The organism is Paenibacillus sp. KACC 21273 (assembly GCF_028736095.1).
Lineage (GTDB): Bacteria > Bacillota > Bacilli > Paenibacillales > Paenibacillaceae > Saccharibacillus > Saccharibacillus kyungheensis.
This window is the reverse complement of the sequence record NZ_CP117876.1, coordinates 878240-905085: the sequence shown is the minus strand read 5'-3', so window position 1 is coordinate 905085 and position 26846 is coordinate 878240. Positions and strand designations below refer to the sequence as shown.

The 26846-nt window shown below is 36.7% G+C and carries 24 protein-coding genes; 11 read left to right on the top strand and 13 right to left on the bottom strand.

Going from position 1 to position 26846, the window contains the following annotated elements:
• Positions 1-25 precede the first annotated feature (25 nt).
• The 8 genes from glpK to PQ460_RS04085 form a co-directional block, all read right to left on the bottom strand.
• Positions 26-1519, bottom strand: coding sequence for a glycerol kinase GlpK (gene glpK / locus PQ460_RS04120; RefSeq protein ID WP_204827051.1), 1494 nt, complete (start codon positions 1517-1519; stop codon positions 26-28).
• Between the two features lie 48 nt (positions 1520-1567).
• Complete coding sequence (locus PQ460_RS04115; RefSeq protein WP_274171854.1) at positions 1568-2389, bottom strand: MIP/aquaporin family protein; 822 nt, start codon at positions 2387-2389, stop codon at positions 1568-1570.
• Positions 2390-2595: 206 nt separating this feature from the next.
• Positions 2596-3156, bottom strand: a complete 561-nt coding sequence (locus PQ460_RS04110; protein ID WP_274171853.1) for a glycerol-3-phosphate responsive antiterminator — start codon at positions 3154-3156, stop codon at positions 2596-2598.
• 37 nt (positions 3157-3193) lie between these two features.
• Positions 3194-3787 (bottom strand): DJ-1/PfpI family protein, encoded by a 594-nt coding sequence (locus tag PQ460_RS04105; RefSeq protein WP_420540675.1) that lies wholly within the window; start codon positions 3785-3787, stop codon positions 3194-3196.
• A 233-nt stretch (positions 3788-4020) separates the two neighbouring features.
• Positions 4021-5271 carry an MFS transporter gene (locus PQ460_RS04100; protein WP_274171852.1) on the bottom strand — a complete coding sequence of 417 codons (1251 nt, stop codon included), beginning with the start codon at positions 5269-5271 and terminating at the stop codon, positions 4021-4023.
• A gap of 10 nt (positions 5272-5281) precedes the next feature.
• The gene (locus PQ460_RS04095) at positions 5282-6235 is read right to left on the bottom strand and encodes a hypothetical protein (protein ID WP_274171851.1); all 954 of its coding nucleotides are present in this window, start codon (positions 6233-6235) and stop codon (positions 5282-5284) included.
• A 2-nt stretch (positions 6236-6237) separates the two neighbouring features.
• Positions 6238-7290: an arginase family protein gene (locus PQ460_RS04090; protein WP_274171850.1), complete on the bottom strand. Its 1053-nt coding sequence runs from the start codon at positions 7288-7290 to the stop codon at positions 6238-6240.
• Positions 7277-7861 (bottom strand): hypothetical protein, encoded by a 585-nt coding sequence (locus tag PQ460_RS04085; RefSeq protein ID WP_274171849.1) that lies wholly within the window; start codon positions 7859-7861, stop codon positions 7277-7279. The genes PQ460_RS04090 and PQ460_RS04085 overlap by 14 nt, the downstream gene beginning before the upstream one ends.
• Positions 7862-8434: 573 nt before the next feature.
• Here PQ460_RS04085 and PQ460_RS04080 point away from each other — a divergent pair.
• On the top strand, positions 8435-9313 hold the full coding sequence (locus PQ460_RS04080; RefSeq protein ID WP_274171848.1) for a helix-turn-helix domain-containing protein: 879 nt from the start codon (positions 8435-8437) through the stop codon (positions 9311-9313).
• A 194-nt stretch (positions 9314-9507) separates the two neighbouring features.
• Positions 9508-10461, top strand: a complete 954-nt coding sequence (locus PQ460_RS04075; protein ID WP_274171847.1) for a bile acid:sodium symporter family protein — start codon at positions 9508-9510, stop codon at positions 10459-10461.
• A 237-nt stretch (positions 10462-10698) separates the two neighbouring features.
• On the opposite strand, the gene PQ460_RS04070 is transcribed toward PQ460_RS04075, so the two are convergent.
• The 3 genes from PQ460_RS04070 to PQ460_RS04060 all read right to left on the bottom strand — a co-directional run bounded on the left by PQ460_RS04070 (position 10699) and on the right by PQ460_RS04060 (position 13273).
• Positions 10699-11124 carry an RrF2 family transcriptional regulator gene (locus PQ460_RS04070; RefSeq protein WP_274171846.1) on the bottom strand — a complete coding sequence of 142 codons (426 nt, stop codon included), beginning with the start codon at positions 11122-11124 and terminating at the stop codon, positions 10699-10701.
• A 183-nt stretch (positions 11125-11307) separates the two neighbouring features.
• Positions 11308-12237 carry a manganese-dependent inorganic pyrophosphatase gene (locus PQ460_RS04065; protein WP_273613638.1) on the bottom strand — a complete coding sequence of 310 codons (930 nt, stop codon included), beginning with the start codon at positions 12235-12237 and terminating at the stop codon, positions 11308-11310.
• A gap of 136 nt (positions 12238-12373) precedes the next feature.
• On the bottom strand, positions 12374-13273 hold the full coding sequence (locus PQ460_RS04060) for a LysR family transcriptional regulator (RefSeq protein WP_274171845.1): 900 nt from the start codon (positions 13271-13273) through the stop codon (positions 12374-12376).
• Between the two features lie 195 nt (positions 13274-13468).
• Between PQ460_RS04060 and PQ460_RS04055 the strand changes: the two genes are divergently transcribed.
• The gene (locus tag PQ460_RS04055) at positions 13469-13912 is read left to right on the top strand and encodes a rhodanese-like domain-containing protein (RefSeq protein ID WP_274171844.1); all 444 of its coding nucleotides are present in this window, start codon (positions 13469-13471) and stop codon (positions 13910-13912) included.
• Between the two features lie 12 nt (positions 13913-13924).
• Here PQ460_RS04055 and PQ460_RS04050 read toward each other — a convergent pair whose 3' ends face one another.
• Positions 13925-14593, bottom strand: a complete 669-nt coding sequence (locus PQ460_RS04050) for an O-methyltransferase (protein WP_274171843.1) — start codon at positions 14591-14593, stop codon at positions 13925-13927.
• Between the two features lie 149 nt (positions 14594-14742).
• Here PQ460_RS04050 and PQ460_RS04045 point away from each other — a divergent pair, with 149 nt between their 5' ends.
• Positions 14743-15633, top strand: a complete 891-nt coding sequence (locus PQ460_RS04045) for a LysR family transcriptional regulator (RefSeq protein WP_274172867.1) — start codon at positions 14743-14745, stop codon at positions 15631-15633.
• A 26-nt stretch (positions 15634-15659) separates the two neighbouring features.
• Here the strand turns inward: PQ460_RS04045 and PQ460_RS04040 are convergent, their stop codons facing one another.
• The gene (locus PQ460_RS04040; RefSeq protein ID WP_274171842.1) at positions 15660-16955 is read right to left on the bottom strand and encodes an MFS transporter; all 1296 of its coding nucleotides are present in this window, start codon (positions 16953-16955) and stop codon (positions 15660-15662) included.
• 592 nt (positions 16956-17547) lie between these two features.
• On the opposite strand from PQ460_RS04040, the gene PQ460_RS04035 reads away from it, so the two are divergent.
• From PQ460_RS04035 to PQ460_RS04005, 7 genes are all read left to right on the top strand, one after another.
• Entirely contained in the window at positions 17548-19182 is a 1635-nt protein-coding gene (locus PQ460_RS04035) for a response regulator transcription factor (RefSeq protein ID WP_274171841.1), read from the top strand.
• A complete protein-coding gene (locus PQ460_RS04030) occupies positions 19183-20967 on the top strand; it encodes a sensor histidine kinase (protein ID WP_274171840.1) in 1785 nt (594 codons plus the stop codon).
• A gap of 22 nt (positions 20968-20989) precedes the next feature.
• Entirely contained in the window at positions 20990-21973 is a 984-nt protein-coding gene (locus tag PQ460_RS04025) for a substrate-binding domain-containing protein (protein ID WP_274171839.1), read from the top strand.
• Between the two features lie 19 nt (positions 21974-21992).
• On the top strand, positions 21993-23282 hold the full coding sequence (locus tag PQ460_RS04020; protein ID WP_274171838.1) for an extracellular solute-binding protein: 1290 nt from the start codon (positions 21993-21995) through the stop codon (positions 23280-23282).
• A 209-nt stretch (positions 23283-23491) separates the two neighbouring features.
• A complete protein-coding gene (locus PQ460_RS04015; RefSeq protein ID WP_274171837.1) occupies positions 23492-24823 on the top strand; it encodes an ABC transporter substrate-binding protein in 1332 nt (443 codons plus the stop codon).
• Positions 24824-24899: 76 nt separating this feature from the next.
• Entirely contained in the window at positions 24900-25823 is a 924-nt protein-coding gene (locus tag PQ460_RS04010; protein WP_274171836.1) for a carbohydrate ABC transporter permease, read from the top strand.
• An 88-nt stretch (positions 25824-25911) separates the two neighbouring features.
• Complete coding sequence (locus PQ460_RS04005) at positions 25912-26763, top strand: carbohydrate ABC transporter permease (protein ID WP_273613650.1); 852 nt, start codon at positions 25912-25914, stop codon at positions 26761-26763.
• Positions 26764-26846: the final 83 nt, after the last annotated feature.

Here is a 26846-nt window from a genome sequence, read left to right as displayed (position 1 = left end):
ATTCGATTCTATTTGCTTACTTTATTTATTTAAAAGCCATAGTTGCATGAACAGCTTTTTGCCAGCCAGCATATAGACTTTCACGACGGGACTCTTCCATATTCGGTGTAAATTGATCATTTAATTCTTCATGTGCTGCGGCAATCTCATCAAGACTTGTCCAATAGCCTGTTGCAAGTCCTGCCAGATAAGCTGCTCCTAGCGCTGTTGTCTCATTCACTACAGGACGATCTACAGGAACGCCTAGAATATCGCTTTGGAACTGCATTAAGAATTTATTTTTTACTGCGCCGCCATCAACTTTCAATGATTCTACTTTAAGCCCTGTATCGCTTTCCATTGCGGTTAATACATCTTTGGTCTGGTAAGCTAGTGATTCTAATGTAGCACGAATAAAGTGTTCTTTGGTTGTTCCGCGGCTAAGACCGAATGCGGCTCCACGTACTTCACTATCCCAATATGGACTACCCAATCCTACAAAAGCAGGTACAAGATATACGCCATCTGTAGATTCTACACGTGCAGCATAAGCTTCACTATCTGCCGCATCCCGGAACATACGTAGACCATCACGTAACCACTGAATAGCAGAACCAGCTACAAAGATACTTCCTTCTAGTGCATAATGAATTTTGCCATCTACACCACAAGCGATCGTTGTGATTAGACCATGCTCAGAGCGGATCGGTTCTTCGCCAGTATTCATAAGCATAAAGCAACCTGTACCGTATGTGTTTTTGATCGATCCTTTTTCATAGCAAGCTTGTCCGAATAATGCTGCTTGTTGATCTCCTGCTGCGCCAGCAATCGGAATATTTTGACCGAAGAAATGATAATCAACGGTATGTGCATAGACTTCAGAAGAAGGACGCACTTCTGGTAACATTGAAGCTGGAACACCTAGAATATCTAACAACTCTTCGTCCCATTTCAATTCATAGATATTATACATTAATGTACGAGAAGCATTAGAATAATCCGTTACATGCGCTTTACCACCGGATAATTTCCAGATCAACCATGTATCAATAGTCCCGAACATTAATTCTCCACGTTCTGCACGTTCACGTGTACCTTCAACATGATCGAGAATCCATTTTACTTTCGTACCGGAGAAGTAAGGATCGATCAACAATCCTGTTTTATCACGGAAAGTTTGTTCTAGATCACGCTTTTTAAGATCTTCACAGATTTCAGCACTTTGGCGAGATTGCCATACCAGTACATTATAGACAGGATCTCCTGTTTTGCGATCCCAGACTACAGTGGTTTCACGTTGGTTCGTAATACCGATTCCTGCGATTTGTACAGGCTTGATTCCAGACTCGGACAGACAAGAAGCGATAACCGCTAGAATCGAACTCCAAATTTCATTCGCATTTTGTTCTACTGTACCTGGCTTAGGGAAATATTGTGGAAATTCACGTTGTGCCATGTATACAATTTCACCTTTTTTGTTAAACAAAATTGCGCGTGAGCTTGTTGTTCCTTGATCCAGTGCCATAATATATTTTTCCATAAATAAGTTCCTCCTTGAGTGGTATACATAGTGTGAGTAGTTTTAGATTTAAGCGGTTACTTTGCTAGAAACAGATTCTTGTGTTTTGCGACCTGAACGATGAGCGAAAAACAAGCAAACCACAGTAACCAGTAATAGTACCCATAACATCGGAGTACTTTGACCCTGAAATACATTTTTATAAAATAGACCACCGATTGAACCGCCTAACAATGGGCCGATAAATGGAACCCAAGCGTATCGCCAATTGGAAGATCCTTTACCAGCAATCGGTAACAATGTATGCATCAGACGAGGACCTAGATCACGAGCTGGATTAATAGCATACCCTGTTGTACCTCCAAGCGACAATCCGATACTAACAACTAATAAACCGACAATCAATGGATGAACACCTTCTGTAAATTGATTGGCACCCATAGATAACAATACCATGACAAAAATAAATGTACCGATAATTTCACTTAACATATTTCCGACAGGATGTTTAATAGCCGGTGAAGTTGAAAACACGCCTAATTTAGTCGCAGGATCTGGAGTTGCTTTCCAGTGCGGTAAGTATTGTAAGTAGACCAGTAATGCGCCTGCCATAGCTCCGATCATCTGTGCCAGAATATATGATGGAACCTGACTCCATGGAAAATCGCCGTTAAATGCAAGTGCTAATGTTACAGCCGGGTTCAAATGAGCCCCACTAATATCGCCGACAGCATATACTGCCATTCCTACCCCAAGACCCCAACCTGCGGTGATAACCATCCAACCAGAACTTTCTGCAAAAGATCCTTTAAGTGCAACCCCGGCAGAAACACCAGCGCCTAATGCAATCAGAATCATCGTTCCTACCAATTCAGCTATAAATGGTGACATTATATTTCCCTCCATTCGAAGTAGCAAGTTATTTCAACCGATAGACAACAGAAAAAGCCACTGCAAACCACCCCTTCAGATGTAGGGGTCTTTGCGTGGCTCTCCGGTTCTCCGTCACATTATTAACTTGATAAGTTCATCATATCGTAACATGTAAGCGGTGTCAACATGACAATATTCATGTGATCTTCATTATGACTGTTTTTTTACTTGTCTGTACGGTAATGAGCAAACAACTGATCATTGGATGTCGTAACTGCTGTTGCCCCCGCAGCAAGTGCTTGTTCCACATCATTAGCTGTACGAATCAACCCACCTGCAAATACAGGAATATTGGTGCGTTCAATGACTTCTTTGATCATATGAGGAACCACGCCAGGTAAGACTTCGATATAATCAGGCTGTGTCTTTTGCAATAAAGCATAACTTTTCTCCAACGCAATCGTATCGAGCATAAAAACACGCTGAATAGCGATAACTCCTTTTTGCTTGGCTTTCAAAATCATATTACCGCGTGTCGAAATAATACCGTAAGGCCTAATCTCTTGACACAAATATTCAGCTGCATACTCATCATTTTTGAGACCATGTACTAGATCGGCATGCAAAAACATTTTTTTTTGATGATGATTTGCCATTTTATAAATATTTTTGAGTTGAGCAATATGGGTATCCAAAAATACTCCATATTCATACGAACTGGATAAGATTTGTTCAAATTGCTTCATACTTTTGGCTGCTGGCAAAATCGCCTGACCGTGAAACATCGTTAATCACTCTTTTCTCCCTAAGTAAGTTGTTTCATTACATCTCAATATCTATATCCATTCGTTTGATGATAGTTCGAGCACAGTCTATATTAACCCATTCACTTACAATATGTAATGCCAAATGGATACCTGCCGAGATTCCTGCGGATGTCATAATCGATCCTTGATCTACAAATTTCACACCTGATTTGACGATCACATCAGGATAATCTTGTTGCAATCGATCCAGATCCATCCAATGAGTAGTTGCTTCTAGACCTTGTAACAGCCCTGCTTCTGCTAGCACCAATGCACCGGTACAAATAGAAGCTAGTAATTTCACCTGTTGAGCTTGTGTTTGTATCCATTTGATAATGACAGGATCATGAATAATGATTTCTTCTGCCCCGTACCCACCGGGAATAATTAAAATATCCATTGCAGGCATATCTTGAATCGCATAATCTGGTTGTACTTTTAGTCCGTTACGAGCACTGATAAGTTCACCATCTGGAGATATCGTGTGTACTTGAAATAATTTCTGCTTATCTACCGTCTCTGCAAGTGAAAACACTTCAAACGGCCCTGCAAAATCCATTACTTCCACTTCATCAAACAACAAAATACCGACCTGATAACGTTCTGGGATATCATTATGTATTGGCATATTTGATCATTCTCCTTATGTATTGAAATGGTTATTACTGTAAGGGATGCTAAACTCATTTTTTTGCGAATTGGATGTATTTCTCTATCATGCCTTATATGTGAAATAAAAAACAATAGAATTTAGATTAAATTAATATCTTTATATAGTTATCGCATTCAAAAAAGCATGTCATGAAGACATGCTTGGATATCGTACTCATATGATATTTCACGTTATGATACATAATCATCTTCTAACGATTTTCTAGGAAGGATGATATTTTTATCATTTTCATTCCTAATATTAGGTAACAAAAAGAAAGAAAATATAGATAATGTTATCATATAAATTCCAATGATATAACCTACGTACACGACGCTTGTTTGTTGAATTAAAAAACCGATTAAAAAGAAACCTGGCAAACTTGCTCCTTGCATTAACAAGGTATAAAAACTTGATACTCTTGCATAATAATCTTGAGACGTAATTTCCTGCAAATAAGAATTAATAAATGTCAAAAATACTCCTTGAGCTATACCACCTATCATCAACGAAAATAAAAGTATAAAAAAGGGAAGCTGCATAGCATACATCAAAATGACAAGTCCAAAAATTAAACTGGGTAGATAAAATCCCAGCTTTTTATTGATTGTACTATACCATTTGGGTCCTAAAAAAGAACCAATTACAATACCGCATAGTGAAAATGTTGTGATGAGGTAAAGATCTTCTGTACCTAATTGTAATACATCGTTTAGATATGAAATTAAAAAAATATCAATAGATGAACCTATTAACCATGCACAACCAAATATAATAAAGATTTTTTTTATAATTTTAGTATTTTGAATAAATTTCAATCCTTCTACAGCAAGTTGAAATGTTTTTTCTGAGGAATCAGCGCGATTGATAATCTGTGGCTTTATTTGAAAAACTATACATATAGAGACTAAAAAAGAAATTATCACTATACTTAATAACGCGTTTAACTCTAATCCTATTTTAATAAGAAATGCACCTAATGAATAAGATAATAACTTGCCTGTCATCATAGCTATTTGTAATTGCCCATTGGCTTGCGGTCTGAGATGTTCAGGTACAATCCAACGAAGTAAAGATTGACTTGCAGGTAAGAAAAACATGTCATTAATAGTAATTAGGAATAATAAACAATAAATCAGTATCGGTGAATAGGTGACATACAAATTCATTACAATAAAAACAAAAATTAATATTGCACGTACAATATCTGTAGCTATCATTGTTTTTTGTAAATTAGATTTTTCTACAATTGCTCCTGCAGGTATAGCGAATAAAAATGCTGGAATACCCGCAGCAAGATAATAGAAAGACAACCCTATGCTACCAGTATTTTTTAGTTCCAACATTTTCAATAATACTAAAAATAACAAGCCATCCCCAATCAATGCGACAAAACGTGCTGAAAACAAATAAATAAATTGTTTATTTCTCCACAATTCCATAATATTTACCTCAACTTGTTTTAGTTTCGTACATGTGACCTGTTCTCAAATCAATTCCTAAGCCATATTCTGCTTCAACCCAATCGATATTAGGAGTAGCTAGGTCTTGGTTTGTCGCTATTTCTTGCCAATTTTCTACATAGTGATGGTGTCTATACCAGAAGCGCCATAAATCTGGACGATGCAATAAAGATTCTCGAAAAAATTCATAACTTTGATCGACACCTTCTTTAATATTTGATTTTGATACTGCAAATGGTTTATAGGCAATTAATCTATTGTAACCAGGTTCAGGCTGATCAGCTAAAATAACACACAACTCTTTTTTTAATAAAGAAACAAGTCGATAAATACCACTTCTCATGTTTACAGAAGAAGTGATATGATCACAAAACATAGGTTGAGAATCTTCTCCTGAACCTGTATTACCATCTAAATATAAAAGAATATTTCCTCTATTCTTTAATATGCGTACTAATTTCAAGCCACTTCCATGTTCTTCTGAAATAATATAGTTAACATCTGCTTTTTTTCTTATTTCATTCCATTTGTGTAGATCTTTTTCGCTTTCATAAGAATCTGTATCTACAACCACATCTAAAGAAGATGAATGTTCTTTAACTAGTTTGATTAGCTCTAAAGCTACATATCGATAAGCTCCATAATGAAAAGTACCAAATACACCTTTATTTTGGATACATTCTAATATATGTTCTTGACCAATAATTTCATCAAATCCTGTAAACAATTCTGGCTGAAATCGATACTCATTTTGTTCTAAATTATTAAGTCTATACTGCATCCAAATTTTTTCGACATCTGTAGAAGATGTATAATCTAAAGGCAAAAATTCCTTACATATATTCATTAAAGCCATAAAATCATCATACTCAACTCCTAGTTCTTTTTCCGTTTGAAGTAACTGATTCAATTGACTTTTTAAATCTTCAGTTTTTATATTCATCATCATTCTCCTCCATTTATTATATTTTTGGATTTATTCAATACATTGAGTAATTGAGAAAAAATATTTATGATTACATCGTATTGATAAGGAATATGATCTGTATTTGCCCCCTGTCCTTCTACAACATCAAAGCCAATAATATTAGGCACGCTCTGAAACATTTGCAACACTTCAAATATCTGTTCTATAGAAGCCCCTCCAGAAGAAGGAAAATCAACATATGGAAATATAGTAGGATCCAAAACATCTACATCGAAAGAAATATAGAAATACGAATTTTTATTTAATAAAGGCTCTATTGCTTTCTTTACCGAATTAACATTTAGCTTTTGACTAGAAATATAAGATAAATTAGTGTGTTCGTAATACTGACCTAGAGAACGCAAGCCTCTAACTCCTAATTGAACAACATGCTCTACAATTTGATCTTGTATTAAATGGCGTACAAAATTACCATGATCTACTTCTACATCTAAGCGCAACGGATCCGAACCACAATCCAGATGAGCATCGAAGTGAATATAAATAATATTTTTCCCATTCTCTTTTAATTGCTTCAAAATATAGTATGTAATAGAATGGTCACCGCCAATAAAAGAAAATTGAGATTCTGTAGAGCAAAAATGGTCTATATAAGTGTTTAATTTTGATTCTAATTCTTGTTTTGATTGTTCCACAAATGTGATATCTCCTAAATCATTCAGTACACAATCATGAAGAATTTTTTCATTATTCAAATCCAAAATTCCGCTAGTATATAGATCGTTTAGAGAAGGATAAATTGGCGTCTTGGTACTCAAATAACGTAATGTATGGGGAAACTGTTCTACCGAACTATTGTTGTGATTGGAACCTGAACTATATGGAACTCCGACAATATGAATACTGTTTGCATTTACAGGAACATCTTCCTGAATATTATAGAATATTAATTTGTTTTCTTTGCTCCGTATTGAAATATCCTCTGATGTCCAAAAAAATTCTAATGATTCATCGCTTATAATAGATTCTCCACGATTATTTTTCTCCAAAATATATTTAATATTTGTCATATTCTAACCTTCTTTCTTTTAAAATATTACGAATGAACTTCACTGCAATTTGTCCCCATATAAATAGGCTAAGTACAAGATATGTGACTTTCTCTATCAATAAAGGTTGATTCCAAATCTCTAACAATCCATTCCATGCAAAAATCCAACTGCATCCAAAAATAATGGTTAATACAACACTCCACTTTTTTGCAGCTTCTGTTTTTAAATTTTCCAGTACATAATATCCATCCAGCCCATAAAAATATAAAATATTAAAAAAGATATAGGGCATATACACCAAAGAAATTAACGACAAACTTATAGAAAAAGGTTGAATAATACACAAAACAGAAAATAAAAATTGTACAACTACTCCTGCAAAACTAATCACTATATTTTTTGAAAGTGTAATAGGATACGAAAATGAAAAGTACGTTTTAAATTCTATCTGATAGGAGTTTCTTTGCTTAGTAATAGCGACTTGTTCTGCTCCCAAAAAATAAGCACTCAAAGCATGACCTAACTCATGAATATAAGTGCTTATAAAAGTAAAGAAAATGTATATAATCATGACCTCTATAATGATCATTTTCTACATCACCCTTATTAAATAATAGAGGTGTAAAAAGCCGGAGCTCTTTACACCTCTTAAGTATTTTAATTAGCAACGACCTGCAGCACAACGACCGCTTGCACAACGTCCAGAAGCTGCTCTACGATTAGCTTCCATTTCTTTTAAATCTTTAATATCAACAGGTTTTAAAACAATGCTTTTTTTCATAATGGGTTCCTCCTTTCTAGAATAATATCTATTAAAAGTCTAATTAGACCTCTAACCCATTCTCGTGAGGTAACTCTACTTCTTTGGATACTTGAATTTTATCTTTTTCAATGGAGATGTTTTTGGTGACTGTGCTTATTCCCATTATGAAGTTAACAGCTGATAGAAATACTAATCCAACACATAATGACCTGAATACATTTTTCACGATCAACACCTCCTGTTTATTAACTAAGTTCAGCATACATTATTATTAAAATTCATGAAAAACGGTTCTAGTCTTATATTTTTTAGTTTTTATGCTACTAAATAACATATATTTGCTCTAGCGTGATAAAATATAATTGTAGGAATATTCCATTTATATTTGAGGAGGAGATTATGTACCAATACACAACTATTGGATCAACCTTAAAAAAATTCAGATTAGAAATGGGAATGTCACAAACACAATTGGCAAAAGATATCTGTACGCAAGCTCAAATTAGTAAAATTGAAAAAGGAGATATTCTTCCTTTAAGCAGTACTTTATCCGAATTAACGAATAGACTTGGTATTACACTGGATTATTTTTTTTCAGTTGTTAAAAGTCCTGAGTTTGATTATGTGAATGATTTTTTCTACTTTTTACGAAAACACGTTAGAGATAAAGAATATGATGAAGCACTATGGATGGTACAAAAAGAAAAAAATAATCCCTTATTTAATTCTCCAGAAAAAAAACAATTCTTATTGTGGCATGAAGGAATGTGCCATTTTCAAATTCATAAGGATGTTGACTACGCTACAAATTGTCTTTATACTGCTTTACATTTAACCTCAAGGATTAATTTGATCTATTCTGAACGGCAAACTGAAATACTTAATAGTTTAGGAATAATTCATGATCAATTAAAAAATTTTTCTAAAGCAGCTGAGCTTTTTTCTCTAGCTTTGGATAGTTTAGAAAAACTCCCACTCATTCAAGATAAAAAAATCCAACTCCGCATCTATTACAATTTTTCTAAAACTTTAATCAACCTTGAAGAATATCAAAAATCTATATTTTATTCAGAAATCGGAATTAAATTATGTATACGTGAAGAAAATCTCTATTTGTTTGGAGAATTACATTATCAAGTAGGTAGCAATTTGATTAAATTGAATCGTATTGAAGAAGGAAAAATATATATTTTTAAGGCACGTTGTATTTTTGAGTTAACGAATAAAACGAAGTTAATATCTATTATTGATAAGGAATTACAATTGTTACCTTCCTAAATCAAAAATAGATAGAATTAATAAAAATTTTATCAATAAAAATAATCAAAACAGTAGCCATGTAAAATCTTTTATAGTAAAATTTGCATACCTTAGTTTTTGCGCATTAAAGCGTTGATGAGCTATATTTTTATAATTGCTTGTCAAAACAATAACTAATTATGTATATATTACTTAGAATAGGAGATTACATCATGAATGCTGTAGCCAAAGTTAGTAAGTTTGTAGGGGATACATTTTCGATCTGGGTGATATTATTTGCGTTACTTGGATTTTTTATGCCCGGTGTATTTACAGGGTTGAAAGGACAGATTTCGTTATTGCTTGGAATCGTGATGTTTGGAATGGGATTGACGTTGTCTTCTGCTGATTTTCGCGAAGTGTTTCGTCGTCCGTTGGATGTTGCGTTGGGAGTAGTAGGACATTATATTATTATGCCGCTACTTGCTTATGGTCTAGCGATTGCGTTGCAACTTCCGCCTGATATTGCTGTAGGTGTGATTCTTGTTGGTTGTTGTCCAAGTGGTACATCTTCTAATGTTATGACTTTTTTATCTAAAGGAGATGTAGCGCTAGGCGTATCTATCGCTTCTGTATCGACTCTAATCGCTCCATTAGCTACACCGGCGATGATTTCGTTACTTGCCGGACAATGGATGGATATTAGTGCAAGCAGTCTTATTCTAGATATCCTCAAAGTCGTGATCGTTCCTATTGTACTAGGCGTTATTGTAAAATCACTATTTCGCAAACAAGCAGAAGCGGCTACAGTGGCGTTGCCTTTTGTTTCTACGCTTGCGATTGTATTGATCGTCTCGATTGTTGTAGGTCTAAATCGCGACAAAATTGTTGAAACGGGATTATTGATTTTCCTTGTCGTTATTTTACATAATGGACTTGGTTATTTGCTCGGATATTTGTTTGCCAAAGCGATTCGTATGAATCCTGCACAACGTAAAGCTATTGTTTTTGAGACAGGTATGCAAAATTCGGGGCTAGGAGCAAGCCTAGCTGCGGCTCATTTCAATCCTTTAGCCGCTGTGCCAAGTGCAATTTTTAGTGTATGGCATAATATTTCAGGTTCGTTATTAGCAACATGGTTTGCTCGTCGTGCTGCCAAAGAAGAACAACAGACAAAAGAGACTTAATATTTTTTTGAAAGTACATCTACTTATATTCAGCAAACAGGATAATTCTTCTGTCTATTCAGTCCATACAAAGACTCTATTTCAATAACAACTGTACGATGTTGTTGAGAAATAGAGTCTTTATGCTGAGTACTTACTGTCCTTCGATATACTTTTTAGTTTTACGTTTATCCTGTGCTTCGTGTATTGATATAACCGCTCTGCTTGTAGCTGAATAAGAAATTATACAACATCTGTCTAATCTTCTAAATCTTCTATAATATCAGCTAATGTGAATTGTTGAAGATAATCTATCACTTGTTGTTCTGCGCCTTTCATGATGTTACTTAATCGCTGATTTGCCTTTTGGCTATCTTGTATACCATCAGCAGTAGGCAACTCATGAATCGGTTGTTCGATACGAATAGCAAGATAGATAGCAGACAACGTTAATTGATCGGCTGCCATCCGCAAAGTATAACCACCGTCTCGTCCTTCTCGCGTATCTACAATTTTATGACTGGCTAGTGTAGCTAGTATTCTTCGTAAAAAAGTTGGATGGGAATGAACTTGAGCAGCAAGCATCGCGCTGGATAATGTTCCACCATTTGAAGCAAGCCCGGCAAGAGCATGAACAGCTACACTAAAGCGTGCGGGTCCAATCAATTTAGCTCGTGTCGTCATAAACGTCCTCCCACTTGATGTTGATGTTGATGTTGATGTTGATGTTGATGTTGATGTTGATGTACAAAAGTGTAGCCTAGCACTAGCTTGAAGGCAATATATTTATACACCAAAAAAAGACGATTGGAATAAAACTCCAACCGCCTTTTGGATAAAAATATGCTTATGTAGCATATGATTATATTATTTAGCAAATGTATCTGTTAATACAGGTACGATTTGAGATTTACGAGAAACAACACCTTTAAGCATAGCTTGATTATTTTCAAGTTTTACATTGTATGCTGCTTCTACAACATCTGTACGTTTGCCTAGAGCAAGACCTACAGAATCGTTGTTCAAAATGTCTGTTACTACAAATAAGAATAGATCCAGACCTTTTTTCTCAATAACTGCTGTTAATGCTGCTTCAATCGCTGTTTGTTGAGACAATACGTCATTCACATCTACTGCATTGACTTGCGCGATTTCGACTTTAGCATCACCCATTTGGAATTCTTTTGCATCCAAAGTGATCAATTGCTCTACTGTTTTGTCACTTAGATCAGCACCTGCTTTAAGCATATCCAGACCGTATTTAGCAATATCCACTTCAGCAATACGAGCCAATTCATTCGCTGCTTCTACATCTTGTGGTGTGCATGTAGGCGATTTGAACAACAACGAATCTGAAATAATTGCAGATAACATCAAACCTGCATTTTGCTTGGAGATTGATACACCGTGTTCTTTATACAATTTATTCAAAATTGTTGCTGTGCAACCTACAGGTTCTGCACGATAGTATAACGGGCCGCTAGTCTCAAAATTAGCGATACGGTGATGATCGATAACTTCGATTACTGTAACGTCTTCGATATCATCAGCACTTTGTTGACGCTCATTGTGGTCAACAAGAATAACTTCTTTCGCTTCAGCAGCGACTTTTTCTACAAGACGTGGAGCTTCTACTTTAAAATAATCCAAAGCGTATTGTGTTTCGCCGTTCACTTCACCTAGACGAATCGCTTCAGCATCTACACCCAATTCTTTTTTCAATGCTGCATAAGCAAGCGCAGCTGTAATCGTATCCGTGTCCGGATTTTTATGACCAAAAACTAATACTTTTGACATAATGACACTCCTTCGCAATCTGTTTTGGCAAAAAAGGGCTAACCCTTTCAAGTTTCCTTCCATAGTATACCTTGATTTCAAATGAAAATGAAGTTTAATCCTATTAATTGTATAGGAATAACTGTGTAACATTTTTTCAAAGTACGGCTACGGTAGGATTGGCTCTACATAAAGTAACCCAATCTGCGGCGATACTACTCAGTGGTCGCTCTGCACGGTACAGAATCTGGCTATATAACTGCGGATCTTCTTCTTTCCAGGGGAGAATGTTCAATCCACTGTATGCTTCTTCTTGATGCAATACAAATTGAGGTAAAAAAGCGATCCCCCATTGCTTGGCAACAGCTTGCTTAATCGATTCGATATTACCCAGTTCCAGATAAATCTGGCTGATCTGTTCTTGTTCTTTCATCTTTTGGATCAGGTAAGCGCGGTACGTACATCCTTCTTCTGTCAAAATTAACGGTTGTTGATGCAGATCACCAGCAGAGATGGAAGAACGTTGAGCCAGTGTATGCTCTGGATAGATCACGACTTTCATTTCTACAGGAAAAAGGGCAATCGATGTGATATCACGAGCTTGATACGGTGTATCCAAAATAAGAGCAATATCTAATTCTTGCTCGCGTAGACGACGTATCAGTTGTTGTTCTTGATCTAATACAATTTTGACTTGTATATGAGGATACTGTTGTCGGAACTGTGCCATAATACCGGGCAAATAGTAAAGGGATAGACTTTCAATCGTTCCTATCGTTAGCACCGAAGGTTCAAGATCTTCTATAGATAATGCTTGTCTGGCTTGTTGTTGTAAATCAATCATTTGACGAGCATAGGGTAGTAACTTCTCTCCGATTGGTGTTAATATCACAGTATTGCCTTTGCGCTGAAATAATCGTTTTCCACCATATAATTGTTCCAATCGCTGAATATGATTGGTTACACTGGATTGAGCATAATCGAGTGCCTGCGCAGTACGTGTGTAATTGCCCCATTTTACCAATTCACAGAACGTTTTGAGATATAACAGTTCCATCTAATCACTCTTTCTCTACGCAAAAATACGGAATCTCTTATATAGTTTCTATCAAATAAATGTATTATCGATCAGATCGATAGTGAGTATCTATAACTCTATAACACTTGTATCCTTTACTTTTTGTACAATCAATACAGACCCTATCTCTTAGTCTTATTCAACATAACCCACTATTGAAGGAGTTGTCTACTTATGAATCGTGCTCCACGCTTTTCACTTACACTTGAAACCCCTGCGGCAAATACGGCAGATGCTTATCGTCATTTTACAGCTAAAGCCGCATATGAAACCGATGTGGCTGATGTCATGATTGATTGTCAAAAAGGAAATCCACCATTTGTAATATTAGATGTCCGAGATAAAGCAACTTATGAGCAATGCCATATTCCAGGTGCAATCCATATTACAGGCAGGCAGATCAATGAGAAAACAACTGCCCATTTGGATAAAAACACAACTATTGTAACTTACTGCTGGGGACCTGCTTGTAATGGAGCAACCAAAGCAGCAGCCAAATTAGCTTCTCTTGGATTTCCAGTAAAAGAACTACTAGGTGGAATCGAATACTGGCGCAAAGAAGGTGGACCCGTTGAAGGGACATTAGGTGTAGAAGCTCCAATGTACTGGTCGATATAATCAACTCATGTATTAGATAACAATTCCAATTGCAAAACCATCATACCCTTTACTACCTACCGTCTGAATCGATGTAGCTGTGATACGAGGATCGTTAGCTAATAATTCATAAAATTGGCGAATCCCTTGTACACGGCTATCATTACTATGTTGATCTAATATAGCTCCTTCTCGAACCACATTGTCTCCAATAATGACAGTGCCTGGATGAGACATTTGCAAAGCATATTGTAAATAACGAGCATTATTATTTTTGTCTGCATCAATAAAAATGAGATCAAACGCTTCTATTTGTTCTGTTTCCATCTGGGATAATTGTTCTGATGCATCACCGATACGAATATCTACTTTGTCCTCTAGCCCAGCGAATGTAATATTCTGCCCGGCTACTTTGGCATGATGAGGATCATATTCCAGTGTAATTAATCGTCCATCTACAGGTAAAGCACGTGCCATCCATATAGTACTGTATCCACCCAATGTACCTATTTCTAAAATGCGTTTGGCTTTGTTCATCATCACGATTAATTGAAGTAATTTACCTTGAGCAGGTGATACATCATACTCGGGTAAAGATGCTTGCTGATTGTTACGTAACACTTGTTCTAGAATAGCATCTTTGAGGATAAGATTTTCTTCAATATACTGATCCATCTGACTCCATACTTGAATATCGCTCATACTTATCATCCTCCTATTTATAAAACTTCTTGTGGTTTCTATAAGTATTGTAGCTTGTATGTATTCATATTAATAATATATAATTATCACTTATTTATATCTAAAATATATGAATACATATGAAAGTAGGGATCAGAAGAGTGTTAAATATGCATGCTCTTTATTTATTTCATACGATTGCTGTGCAAGGTAGTGTGACTAGAGCCGCTGATCTATTAAATATTAGTCAGCCTGCAATTACAGCACAGATTAAGAAGTTAGAAAAAGAAATAGGGATCACTTTATTGATTCCACAAGGACGAGGAATTGCTTTAACGAGCGAAGCTAAAGAATTGTTGGGATTTACACAGCGTATTTTTGCGATTACCGGACAGGTCGAACAATGGATCAACGAGTATCATCAAGGGCAGCGTGGGCAGATTCGTTTAGCGGCTACTTATTTGCCTGCTCATTTTCTATTGCCAGCATGGATCGCCAAGTTCAAGCAACAATACGAGCATGTAGATATGACGATAACTACAACCAATTCTACAGATGCTTTACGTCAGTTATTACAAATGGAAGTCGATATTGCTATTTATGGGGGACTCGCTGAAGAACAGACAGCAGATATTCAAGCGGAAGAATTATTTCGAGATGAACTGTGGTTTGTCGTAGCACCCAATCATCGTTATGCCGGTCAACATATTTCACTACAAGAGATGATGAAAGAACCTTTTGTCATGCGTGAGCAAGGAAGCTCGACACGAGAGCGTTTGTTAGCCTTATGTCGAACTCACAATACTCCTCCTCCGCAGATTCCTTTACAATTTAATGGATTGCCAGAAGCAATTCAAGCCGTTATTGCTGGTTATGGAGCTAACTTCGTATCTTCGTTCGTTGTACGAGATTATGTAGAACGAGGACAATTAGCACGTGTATTTGTTAACGATGTGTATTTGCAAAATAGTATTGCTATTTGTACCCGTCTGCATGAGCCTTTATCGATAGCCAGTCAGCAGTTTATTCATACGATTCGGCAGGATGGCTCTATTAAATGATTCTCATCTGTTAGACGTACAATCCTTTACTGTGCTTCTTCTGGTGGAGATATCGGCATATATAGACGAACCGCCAGAGCAAGCACCAATGTAATACCTAACATAACACACGAACCGATAATTACCGACCAGGAGATCGACCATAATTGAGCGGTCAGCCCTAGAATAAACACAGACAACATTTGCATAACAGCGGCTACCAGACTATAAATACTACTAATGCGTCCCATCATATCAATAGGTACATGATTTTGATAAAAAGTCATAAATCCTGTATTCATAAATGCCATAAAAAAAGCTAATACAAAAAATCCAATCGCTGCACCTGTAAAAGAATCGGATAAGCTATAGATCACATATCCTGCTCCGAATCCAATCGCCCCGACTGCTAGCAATATCGTGACAGTTAAGCGCTTCACAATCACCATATTTACAAGTGCTCCCACACCTAGTCCTATACCTGCTACACTCACCAGATAACTATATTGACTATCTGTACCTGCAAGCACTTCTTTGACAAAAGCAACTTCCATCGAGTCTAGCCCGGCTGCCAATACCATCAGAATTTGAAATAGAAAATAAATAAGCATCACATTCCAAGCTTGTCGGCTAAATGCTATCACTAATCGCCAATCATGCTTGATCATTTGCCATGAGCGGTTAGATTTTGCCATTTTAGTAATCGGCTCTTGGTTAACTGGATGGTCTATTGCAACAGTTCCTTTTTCAAGATCAGGTAATATCCATGTCATCATACTAGAGATACCAAAAGCAACCGCAGTAACAAAAATCGCCATTTGCGGACTAGTGATCAAAAATAACAAACCTGCGATCGCTGGCCCAATCAAAAAGGCACCTGAATGAATTAAACTTTGAATAGAATTAAAACGTTTACGATGTTCTGTTGGAATCAACTTGGTTGTATATACCATAGAAGTCGGTCTAAAAATAGAACTTGCCATATAGATTACCAGTACTACTGCATAGATCAAGCCAATATGATGTAAAAAAGGAAGCGTAAAAATAAGCACGGCTCGAATAAGATCGAAAGTAATCATTAATCGACGTTTATTCAGCCGATCCACTACACTTCCTGCCCAACTATTCGTACATAAGGTTGCAAATGGTTTGAGGATATACAGACCTGCGATTGCAAGCGGAGATCCTGACATATCGAGCATGGTGAGATTGAGTGCAATTAAGAAAATCCAATCTCCAATATTAGCAATAGCTACACCGGTTAATAAAATCGAAGGATATTTCCAAAAGTGAATATGGTTTTTCCATTTAGAGTACTTGCTAGAATGAGGATTAAAAGTCATTATAATGTCTCCTTAAAGGCAAAGACACGAATCAGGTCATAATCAATCTATGTATATCATTCTCTTTATCTAACTTATATACTTTGGGATAACTAGTGATAGGTCAATCTAGTATATACATAGCTATGGCCTGATCCAGTGTCTATTGCTGATATTTTGGGATATTGTTATTGCTTTTTTATAATAGGTTTGGAGAGGAATTAATATTAGTCGCTGTCGTTGCAATACACTCATAATCAATTCTCCTTTCGTATGGTTTTACATAATTTTACTGATTATACCATGTGCAAATCAATTTTTGGAAAAAGCTTCATGTTTTAAGTAATCAATGTTTATTTTTATCGTGATATCACTTTTCTACAAGATTTAATCTGGATATTTCTGCCCTTGATATAGTCATAACAGCAGTTGTCAGTCTTTTTAAAACATGATAAAGTGAACAAATTCCTACGTGATTATAACTTATAAATAAGCGATACATTATATAACATATTGCTAACTTTTTACTATAAATTATAGATCGTTTGCTCGGTAAACATCTTTTTATGTTGCTTCATGTTACAATGCCGAATGCTTGGAAGGAGAGATATCGATGTATAAAGTGATGTTGGTTGATGATGAGATGATTATACGTGAAGGTCTCAAGACTCGGATTGATTGGCAAGCGTACGGATTTGAATTGGCAGGAGATTATGCGAATGGGTTAGAAGCGCAAACAGCTATCGTTGCTGATCCGCCTGATTTGATTATTTCAGATATATGTATGCCTTTTGTCGATGGATTGGAATTGGCTGAATTTGTTCATCACCATTATCCAGATATCAAAATGATTATCCTGACAGGATTTGATGAATTTGAATATGCGAGAAGAGCGATTCGGCTTAAAGTGTCTGACTTTATTCTCAAACCGGTTACAGCCAAAGAGATTCGTGAATTACTCAAACAGATCAAGCTAGAAATGGATGATCAACGTCAATTGCATCATAATATCGATCAATTGCATACTCAATGGTCACAAAGTCTTCCATTACTTAAAGAGCGATTCTGGGAAAAGGTATTAACTTCAGGCGTCAGTCATACTGAATGGGAGCAACACCGACTTCAATTTGCTTTGCCTTCGTTGTCCTCTGCTTATCAGCTTGTTGTTATTGAACCAGATAACGATACGATAACAGATTCTTCTACACAGACTATTCCACCTGTGCAAGCATTAGTAGATTCACTCTCTTCTATTATTCAAACTATATTACCGGCAGAATGGGAATATACTTCGATAGTGTATCAATCCCGGTATGTATATTTATTTTCTTGTCCCTCTGTAGATCACTCATCTACACCTGCAATCTTTGAACAGATCACCCAAACGATTAACCAACTCTATCAATTATCTAGTCAGCAGATCGATACATCTTTTACAATCGGTCTGGCTACCGGATGTACCGATATCACAGACATGCCCCAGCAATATGAACAAGCGATGCAAGCATTAGAATATCGGTTTCTTTTTGGTACAGGGACTCTGTTATCTTTTGCCAATCTACAACAACAATCCTCCTCTCCTATACCAGATATCGATTGGGAAAAAGAAATTGTAACTCATCTTAGCAACAATGATCTGGAAGAAGCACAACGTTTATCTGCTCAGATGGCACAGCAAATGATTACTCGGCGAACATCGCCTACAGAATGTATTTTACAATTTCGTCAGATCGCTTTACGTATCCAAGATTGGTTACAGCAATTAGGATTAGGTTCTATATTAAGTACGTTTGTAAATCAACCTCAATGGTTAACTGCTCCTACATTGCAACAGATCTTGCAAGAATGGTTTGCTGTGTTAGATCATGTGTCTGCACATTTGAACAAACAAATACAGATCAATAGTCAGCAACATATTCAAAAAGCGATCTATTATATCGAGCAACATTATGCAGAAGCTCATTTATCATTACAAGATATCTGTAGTCATGTGTTGATGAGTACAAGCAGTTTTAGTCAAGCATTTAAGCAATATACAGAAGTGACTTATGTAGAATATCTTACTCGTATTCGAATCGATAAAGCCAAACAACTACTGCGTTTGACGGAATACAAATTTTATCAAATCGCTGAAAAAGTAGGCTATACCGATCCTAATTATTTCAGTTCTTCTTTTAAAAAACATACCGGCATAACGCCCAAGCAATACCGGGAACAGCATCGTCATGTAAAGGAGTTGTACAGATAAATGTTACGTGATCTATTCAGAATCTTTACCACCTGGAAATGGAAAAGCTTGACGACCAGCTTACTGGTTGCTTTTTCCGGTCTGATTCTGATCGTGATCGCAATTATCAGTCTTAACAATTATCGGTTGACTGTCGATGCCGCAGAACAGAATTCTCAGGTGTATATTCAAGAGATTATGCGTCAGGTGAATACGAATATCCAGACGTATATTGATAATATGGAAAATATCTCATTGCTTGCTTTGACGAATAAAGATGTGACCTACTATATTTCTAGCAATAGCTTTATCGGCAAAAATGATATTCGTCCTTATGAGAAACGGATTTCCGATTTATTTCAAAATATTCTCTACAGTCGCAATGATATCGCTTCGATTATGGTGTTTGGTTACAATGGACGTACTGTATCTGATCGGCGTATCACTGCACTTAATCCGAATATTGATCCCAAGCAACAATCATGGTATATCAATGCGCAAAAAATGAATGGCAAATCGATCGTATCTCCCCCTCATATTCAAAATGTGATTAGTGGCGAATACCGCTGGGTCGTTTCTTTAAGTCGTGAACTTAAAAGTAATGATGGTATAACACCTGAAGGCATTTTTTTGGTCGATCTGAATTTGAGTGTTATTGATAAATTATGTAGTCAGATTTATTTAGGCAAAAAAGGCTATGTATTTATTGTAGATGGTACAGGCAATATTATTTACCATCCTCAGCAACAATTGTTGTATAGCAATCTAGCGACAGAAGAGATTCCGCAAGTATTGACTACAGCAAGTGGTCAATCGTTTACTGCTGATGATAATAAAGGCAAACGAATCTATTCTGTACAAGATACCGGATTAGGTTGGAAAATCGTAGGCGTAACTTACAGTGATGATCTGATAGCTAACAAATCTTCGATTCAACATTCGATTTTACTGTATGCTCTGCTTGGGATCGGTATCTCTATTATCATCTCTCTGCTATTATCGCTGCATCTGACTAAGCCTATCAAACGGTTGCAACAAGATATGAAGCAAGTCGAACTAGGTAATTTTCATATTCAGACCTCTATTGAGGAAGATAATGAAATTAATCAATTAGGGCAGTCATTCAACGTGATGGTCAATGAAATTAAACATCTGATGGATGAGACTGTACAGACTAGCGAACAAAAGCGTAAAACTGAACTTTTGTTATTACAGGCACAGATTAATCCTCACTTTCTCTATAACACACTCGATTCTATCATCTGGATGGCAGAACAAGAAAAGCATGAAGAAGTAGTCGATATGACATCTGCTCTTGCCAAAATGTTCCGCGCTAGTATTACACGTGATCAAGAATTAATATCAATTCGAGTAGAGATTGAACATATACGTCATTATTTATTTATTCAGAAAATGCGATATCGTGAACAATTGGATTATGTATTTGATATCCCTTCAGATATACTGCAATACAAAACAGTCAAAATTCTGCTTCAACCGTTTATCGAAAATGCAATTTATCATGGAATACGTAGTAAGACTACACCTGGTATCATCTATATCTCAGCATGGCAAGAACAAGATGACTTGCTGTTTGAAGTGCGAGATAACGGACTTGGTATGACTGCTGAGCGTCTTGCTCAAGTCAATGAGGGCACAGTAGCTACTAATATACAGCATGGGATCGGCATTGGTAATGTTAATGAACGGATACAGCTTTATTTTGGAGCAACGTACGGTATGAGTATACACAGTGTATTAGGAGAAGGTACCGTTGTGACGATTCGCGTACCTGCTATTTTGTGACCTACAGAAAGTGAGATTGAGTATGAGGAATCAACGTATTAGCTGGTGGATCGCCATTTTACTGGTAGCCGGTGCGCTGTATATTATCAGTTATTTTGTCTGGTTTACTTCTACTGCTGAAGAAGAAGGAACAATTATGATTATTCTCAAGTCCAATAGTCCTCAATCCGATTTCTGGCAGACAGTTCGTAGCGGTGCAGAAGAAGCTGCCAAAGAAAAAGGAATTCAATTTCTTGTATCCGGGCCTTTAGATGATACAGATATCAATAATCAGTTAAATGCTCTTCAAGATGCACTTGTGATCAAGCCACTCGCTGTCGTTATCGCACCGTTAAATGATAAGCGTGTGTTGGCTGGTATTACTCGACTACAAAATGCTCGTATTCCTGTAGTCGTTATGGATACTCCTTTACCTGTTAATAATGCTCCTTCTTCTGTATCCAGCGATCATGTACAGATGGGAATGCAAGCAGGAAGAATGGCAGCTTATCAGACCAATACTTCACCTTATGTTGCAATTATCGGCGATTATCAATCCTCCAGTATTTTCAAAGCACGTGAGCAAGGAATCAAGCAAGTACTAGGCAATATGCCTCATCATCGTACTGTCACTTATTATTCAGGAGAATCTGAACAACTAGCTTATGTATTGACCAACAAATTATTAGATGAATACCCACGTCCTAATGCATTAATCGTGATGAACGAACCTATCGCTGTCGGTGCAGCACGAGCGCTCAAAGAACGGCATTTGGATTCGATAATGTTTATCGCTTTTGATAGTTCTTTTTACGAGATCGAATTGTTGGAAGAAAAAACGCTAGATGCTTTGATTGTACAAAAGCCTTTTAATATGGGTTATTTGGCTGTACAAAAAGCTCTTACTGATCCAAGTGTGCTGGATAGTCAACACTCGGTGACGATGATTCCTTCTACCGTTATTACACCAACAACTATGTATACTCCTGAAAATCAAAAGTTATTGTTTCCCTTTTATGAAAAATAAAACAGAAGGATAGGTAGATATGCGAGCAAATCGTTGGATAGATTTTCGAATCACTAGCTTGTTGATACTGGTTCTTCTATTAAGTGGTTGTAGTTCTTCTGCTGTCACACCTGTTCCCGTAGGAAATACTGAACAACAAGCAGTGATCAAATTTGTAGCCGCTGAATACAGTTCAAGCACCAAGCCTGTACTTGAACGATTAGTTCGTAATTTTATGCGTGAAAATCCTTCAATTACGGTAGAGCTGCAAGTGGTCAATTGGGATCTTATTGATGGCGTGTATACTTCGATGATTAGTGAAGGACAACCTCCTGACTTACTTAATATGAATATGTATGCTCGCTTCGGGCATGATCAATTGCTGAACAATATGGATGAACTGATTTCAGAAGATCTAAAAAATAAACTTTCTCCTCATTTGTTAAAGCTTGATCGTATTGACGGACAACAATATGCGATTCCTTATGTAGCGACTATTCGCAAATTATATTATGAACAAAATCTGTTTCGACAAGCAGGCATATCATCCCCTCCACAGACATGGTCTCAATTAACCAAAGATGCTACCAAGTTGAAAGCAATCGGTGCGTATGGCTTTGGTGTTGATTTAACAGATAATGAGATCCCTGCCTATCTATCTTATTTCTTTTTTGGAGCAGGTGGCGGTTGGATGAAAAATGGAAAATGGGATATCAATTCTCCTCAAAATGTTACTGGTCTGACGTATCTCAAACATTTATACACTAAAGGTCTGACTGATCCTGAACCTACAGTTACGATTCGAGACGAGAAACAGCGTATTTTGGGAGATGGGCAATTAGGCATGATGATTAGTGGTAATTATTTTGCGGCTGTTACAGAACGTGAATTTCCAAATACAGCGTGGGGTAGTGGCATGATTCCTGTAAAAGATGGACAACCTGAAATGAACTTTGGGGTTCAAGATGTTATGTTATCATTCAAAACAGATCATACGAATAAAGAAGCATTATCTACTTTTTTGGATTATTTGTACAATGACGAGAATTACGAAAATATTATCCGTCAGGAAGGAATGATCCCTGTTACAACCACTGTTGCGAATAAATTATCTTTAGAAAATCCATTGATGGAAGCTGATATCAATCGACTACAAACAGCTTACTTTTACCCGTTGCAACAACCAGAATGGGGAGATATTATGGCATTAACTCGTAAAATGGGTAATGCTATTTTATACAATGGAATCACCCCTCAAGCCGCTTTGGATCAAGTACAACAATATGCGGAACGACAACAAACGCTTTATCAAAACCCTACTCATCCGTAATATATATCACTTATATAACATAGTAAGTAACTATATTTAACTTAAAGTTCATGAAATTCTATAAAATCTCGTAAAATATTCAAGATTTAAAATAATATATTCAATATATTTGCATAATCAAATCCCTTATGATAAACACAGACGCCAAATCGTTGTATTGCTAACACAAAGGCGTGATTTAAATTATCAATTAGGGGGTTTGATTTTTTATGTCATGGAAAAAAAGATTATCTGTATTAAGTGCAGCGGCATTGCTGACTGTATTTACATTATCAGGTTGTGGCAGTAGCAACGATTCAGCAAGTGGAACGGCAAGTACAGGAACAACTGCTTCATCCGGTAAAGGTCTTACTGGAGACTTTGAAGTTCAATATTTTGTAGGCGGTTATGGCGATGCCTGGTGGAAAAAAGTTGTAGAAGAATTCCAAACCGCTAACCCCGATCTGAAGATTAAAGTCAGCGCAGGACCGAAAATCAATGATCAAATGAAACCCCGCTGGATTGGTGGTAATCCACCCGATTTCGTTTATATCGATGGCGCAGGTCTGAATGCTCGTCAAATGATTGAAGACGGACAATTGGAAGACTTAACAGAATGGTACAAAACAGCCAAAACAGTAGACGGTGATCTAATCTCTGAATCTCTTACTCAAGCACCGGAAGATTACGATGGCAAAACATACAATATTCCACTTGCTTTAAGTTCATGGGGTATTTTCTGGGATCAAAAATTGTTTGCTGATAATAACTGGAAAGCACCAACAGATTTCGATTCATTCATATCTGTAAGCAAAGAAATCAAAGCAAAAGGAATCACTCCTTTTATCCATACCGGTATCTATCCGTATTACATCAACAACTCTATTTTGTATCCAGCTATGGTATCTGCTAACAATGATGACTTTTCCATTTTGCAGAAAATAGCCGCTAATGATCCAGAAGCTTTCAAAAGCCCGGCTGTTATGACTGCACTAAACCAAATTGTGACTATGCGTGATGACGGAATTATCGATCCGGCTGCTGTACAGCTTAATCATACCGATTCGCAAATGTTATTCCTGCAACACAAAGATGCTTTTATCGCTAACGGATTATGGATGCCTAATGAAATGTCCAAAGATGTACCTGAAGGTTTCGACTTTGGATTTATGCCATCGATCACACAGAAACCAGGTGGTAAATCGATCGCTGTTACTTCTACAGCTACCGTTGGTGTAGCATCTAAAGCCAAAAATAAAGAAGCTGCTTATGCGTTTATTCAATTTATTTTCGCCAAAAAACAAGCTTCTCAATGGGCTGAATTAAGCGGCGCTCCTTCCAATATCAAAGGAGATATCAGTGCTTCCAATGCTCCTGCTTTTGTTAAACAAGCCGCTGAATATCTAAATTCTAAAGATACTATTGTTGTACCTACAATCACATTTAATGCAGATGTAGAAAAAGCAATGAATGATGCAACAGTCGCTCTAACTATCGGTACTATTGATCCGAATGGATGGATCGAACGGGTATCCGCTGCCGCTCAAAAAGCAGCAAATTAATAAAGATGGATCACAGGAGAGAGCCTGATGCTTATCATCCGGTTCTCTTCTGTTTTACATTCAGAATTATGAATATATGGGATTGAAAAAGGATGGTGGCTTGATGACTTCGCGGCACTGGCAACGGAATATATTTATTTTATCGTTTATTTTACCTACGCTTATTCTATACGCATTGTTTATGGTATATCCCATTATTCAAGCACTTTATTATTCTTTATTTGACTGGTCAGGTTCTTCTGAAAATAAAGACTTTATCGGTCTCAAAAATTTCGTCGATCTAATGCACGATCCGATTATGTGGCAAGCAATAGGTAATGATTATTTTCTAGTAGCAGGTAAAATGATTGGTATTATGGTTTTGGCTACTTTTTTTGCAGTATCGTTAACCCGCTTCCGGCTCAAATTTGCTTTGTTTTTCCGCTCTATTTTCTTTATTCCAAATATTATTTCTGTCGTTGTTATCGGTGTATTATGGGCATTTATCTACAATCCTCAGATTGGATTTTTGAACTCGATTCTTTCACTGATTACAGGTACTGAAGTCAAAACCGCATGGTTAGGCTTCCCATTTCATACGATCTGGATGTTACTCCCTCCATCAATCTGGGCAGGGATTGGATTTTATATGATTTTGCTAATTGCCGCAATTCAAGGGATTCCTGAATCCTACTATGAAGCTTCTTCACTAGAAGGTGCAGGGCAATGGCATCAATTTACGCATATTACATTACCGCTGATCTGGGAACAGATTAAAGTTTCGGTATTAAATATTATGATGACTACACTGAACGGCTCATTTGTCATCGTAATGATTATGACCAATGGTGGGCCGGATAATTCGACTCAGGTTATGGGTTCTTATCTGTATCAGATGGCTTTCCAACAATATCATTTTGGATATGGGGCCGCTATTGGTGTGATTATTTTGATTATGTCGTTAATCACAACGATCGCATTACAACGTATTATGCGTCAAGAAACTGTAGAAATGAATTAATATTGATTATTTACACAGAGATTAAATAAACCTATCGGTCTGAATTCCGCATATTGGAGCATCAGAACGTCAATCAAGGAGGAGCTCGATGGGCAATATTATGGGTATTCGCAATCCTATTATTCGTATCTTTTTCTATCTGGTGCTAGCAGTTTGGAGTATTACTGTATTATATCCGTTACTGTGGACATTGCTGGATGCGCTCAAAGACAACAAACAGTTTTATGCTAATCCACCATGGGCTTTGCCTGATCTTCCGTTGTTATGGAGCAATTTCAGTTATGTATGGGAAACCTATAATTTTGGCAAATATTTTACCAACTCATTAATTATCACATTGGGTTCTACATTGTTAGGATTGGTGTTATCTGCTACCACTGCTTATGTACTAGCACGATATCCGTTTAAAGGCAGTAATGCGTTATTTCTACTTTATATCAGTTCTATGATGGTTCCTTTTAGCCTGGCATTGATTCCGTTGTTCTTTTTAATGAATAAGCTGAACCTGATTAACACTTCTATCGGTTTGATCTTAGTCTATGCTACGACTTTGATTGCTTTTGGTGTCTTTGTACTGGTGGGCTTTTTCAAAACATTACCGAAAGAATTAGAAGAAGCCGCTGCGATGGATGGTGCTTCTTACTTTGGAACGTTTTTCCGTGTTATGCTTCCATTGTCTCAACCGGGACTTGTTACAGTAGCCATCGTCAATATCCTCAATATTTGGAACGAATACTTTGTGGGACTGGTGCTTATTAATGATCCAGATCATTACACCTTACCTATCGGCATAGCCGTAATGCAAGCTGAAATGCAATATCGTACCGAATGGGGACCATTGTTCGCAGGATTATTTATCAGTATTGTACCGGTGTTAATTATGTATATCTTTTTCCAGCGTCAGATTGCCAGTGGAATTACAGCCGGGGCTGTGAAGTAATACTTCAATAGAACACAATGATTAGATTCAATAGTAAAAAAAGCCGAGTCACAATCAGGAATAACCCTGACTGGACTCGGCTT

What these genes read in the sequence shown, in the direction of transcription:
- PQ460_RS04065 (WP_273613638.1), bottom strand. Translation starts at nt 12,237, where the DNA reads ATGTCAAAAGTATTAGTTTTTGGTCATAAAAATCCGGACACGGATACG.
- PQ460_RS04060 (WP_274171845.1), bottom strand. Translation starts at nt 13,273, where the DNA reads ATGGAACTGTTATATCTCAAAACGTTCTGTGAATTGGTAAAATGGGGC.
- PQ460_RS04005 (WP_273613650.1), top strand. Translation starts at nt 25,912, where the DNA reads ATGGGCAATATTATGGGTATTCGCAATCCTATTATTCGTATCTTTTTC.
- PQ460_RS04040 (WP_274171842.1), bottom strand. Translation starts at nt 16,955, where the DNA reads ATGACTTTTAATCCTCATTCTAGCAAGTACTCTAAATGGAAAAACCAT.
- PQ460_RS04085 (WP_274171849.1), bottom strand. Translation starts at nt 7,861, where the DNA reads ATGATCATTATAGAGGTCATGATTATATACATTTTCTTTACTTTTATA.
- PQ460_RS04025 (WP_274171839.1), top strand. Translation starts at nt 20,990, where the DNA reads ATGAGGAATCAACGTATTAGCTGGTGGATCGCCATTTTACTGGTAGCC.
- PQ460_RS04100 (WP_274171852.1), bottom strand. Translation starts at nt 5,271, where the DNA reads ATGGAATTGTGGAGAAATAAACAATTTATTTATTTGTTTTCAGCACGT.
- PQ460_RS04035 (WP_274171841.1), top strand. Translation starts at nt 17,548, where the DNA reads ATGTATAAAGTGATGTTGGTTGATGATGAGATGATTATACGTGAAGGT.
- PQ460_RS04045 (WP_274172867.1), top strand. Translation starts at nt 14,743, where the DNA reads ATGCATGCTCTTTATTTATTTCATACGATTGCTGTGCAAGGTAGTGTG.
- PQ460_RS04075 (WP_274171847.1), top strand. Translation starts at nt 9,508, where the DNA reads ATGAATGCTGTAGCCAAAGTTAGTAAGTTTGTAGGGGATACATTTTCG.
- PQ460_RS04095 (WP_274171851.1), bottom strand. Translation starts at nt 6,235, where the DNA reads ATGAATATAAAAACTGAAGATTTAAAAAGTCAATTGAATCAGTTACTT.
- PQ460_RS04110 (WP_274171853.1), bottom strand. Translation starts at nt 3,156, where the DNA reads ATGTTTCACGGTCAGGCGATTTTGCCAGCAGCCAAAAGTATGAAGCAA.
- PQ460_RS04010 (WP_274171836.1), top strand. Translation starts at nt 24,900, where the DNA reads ATGGGATTGAAAAAGGATGGTGGCTTGATGACTTCGCGGCACTGGCAA.
- PQ460_RS04115 (WP_274171854.1), bottom strand. Translation starts at nt 2,389, where the DNA reads ATGTCACCATTTATAGCTGAATTGGTAGGAACGATGATTCTGATTGCA.
- PQ460_RS04015 (WP_274171837.1), top strand. Translation starts at nt 23,492, where the DNA reads ATGTCATGGAAAAAAAGATTATCTGTATTAAGTGCAGCGGCATTGCTG.
- PQ460_RS04050 (WP_274171843.1), bottom strand. Translation starts at nt 14,593, where the DNA reads ATGAGCGATATTCAAGTATGGAGTCAGATGGATCAGTATATTGAAGAA.
- PQ460_RS04070 (WP_274171846.1), bottom strand. Translation starts at nt 11,124, where the DNA reads ATGACGACACGAGCTAAATTGATTGGACCCGCACGCTTTAGTGTAGCT.
- PQ460_RS04030 (WP_274171840.1), top strand. Translation starts at nt 19,183, where the DNA reads ATGTTACGTGATCTATTCAGAATCTTTACCACCTGGAAATGGAAAAGC.
- PQ460_RS04080 (WP_274171848.1), top strand. Translation starts at nt 8,435, where the DNA reads ATGTACCAATACACAACTATTGGATCAACCTTAAAAAAATTCAGATTA.
- PQ460_RS04090 (WP_274171850.1), bottom strand. Translation starts at nt 7,290, where the DNA reads ATGACAAATATTAAATATATTTTGGAGAAAAATAATCGTGGAGAATCT.
- PQ460_RS04055 (WP_274171844.1), top strand. Translation starts at nt 13,469, where the DNA reads ATGAATCGTGCTCCACGCTTTTCACTTACACTTGAAACCCCTGCGGCA.
- glpK (WP_204827051.1), bottom strand. Translation starts at nt 1,519, where the DNA reads ATGGAAAAATATATTATGGCACTGGATCAAGGAACAACAAGCTCACGC.
- PQ460_RS04020 (WP_274171838.1), top strand. Translation starts at nt 21,993, where the DNA reads ATGCGAGCAAATCGTTGGATAGATTTTCGAATCACTAGCTTGTTGATA.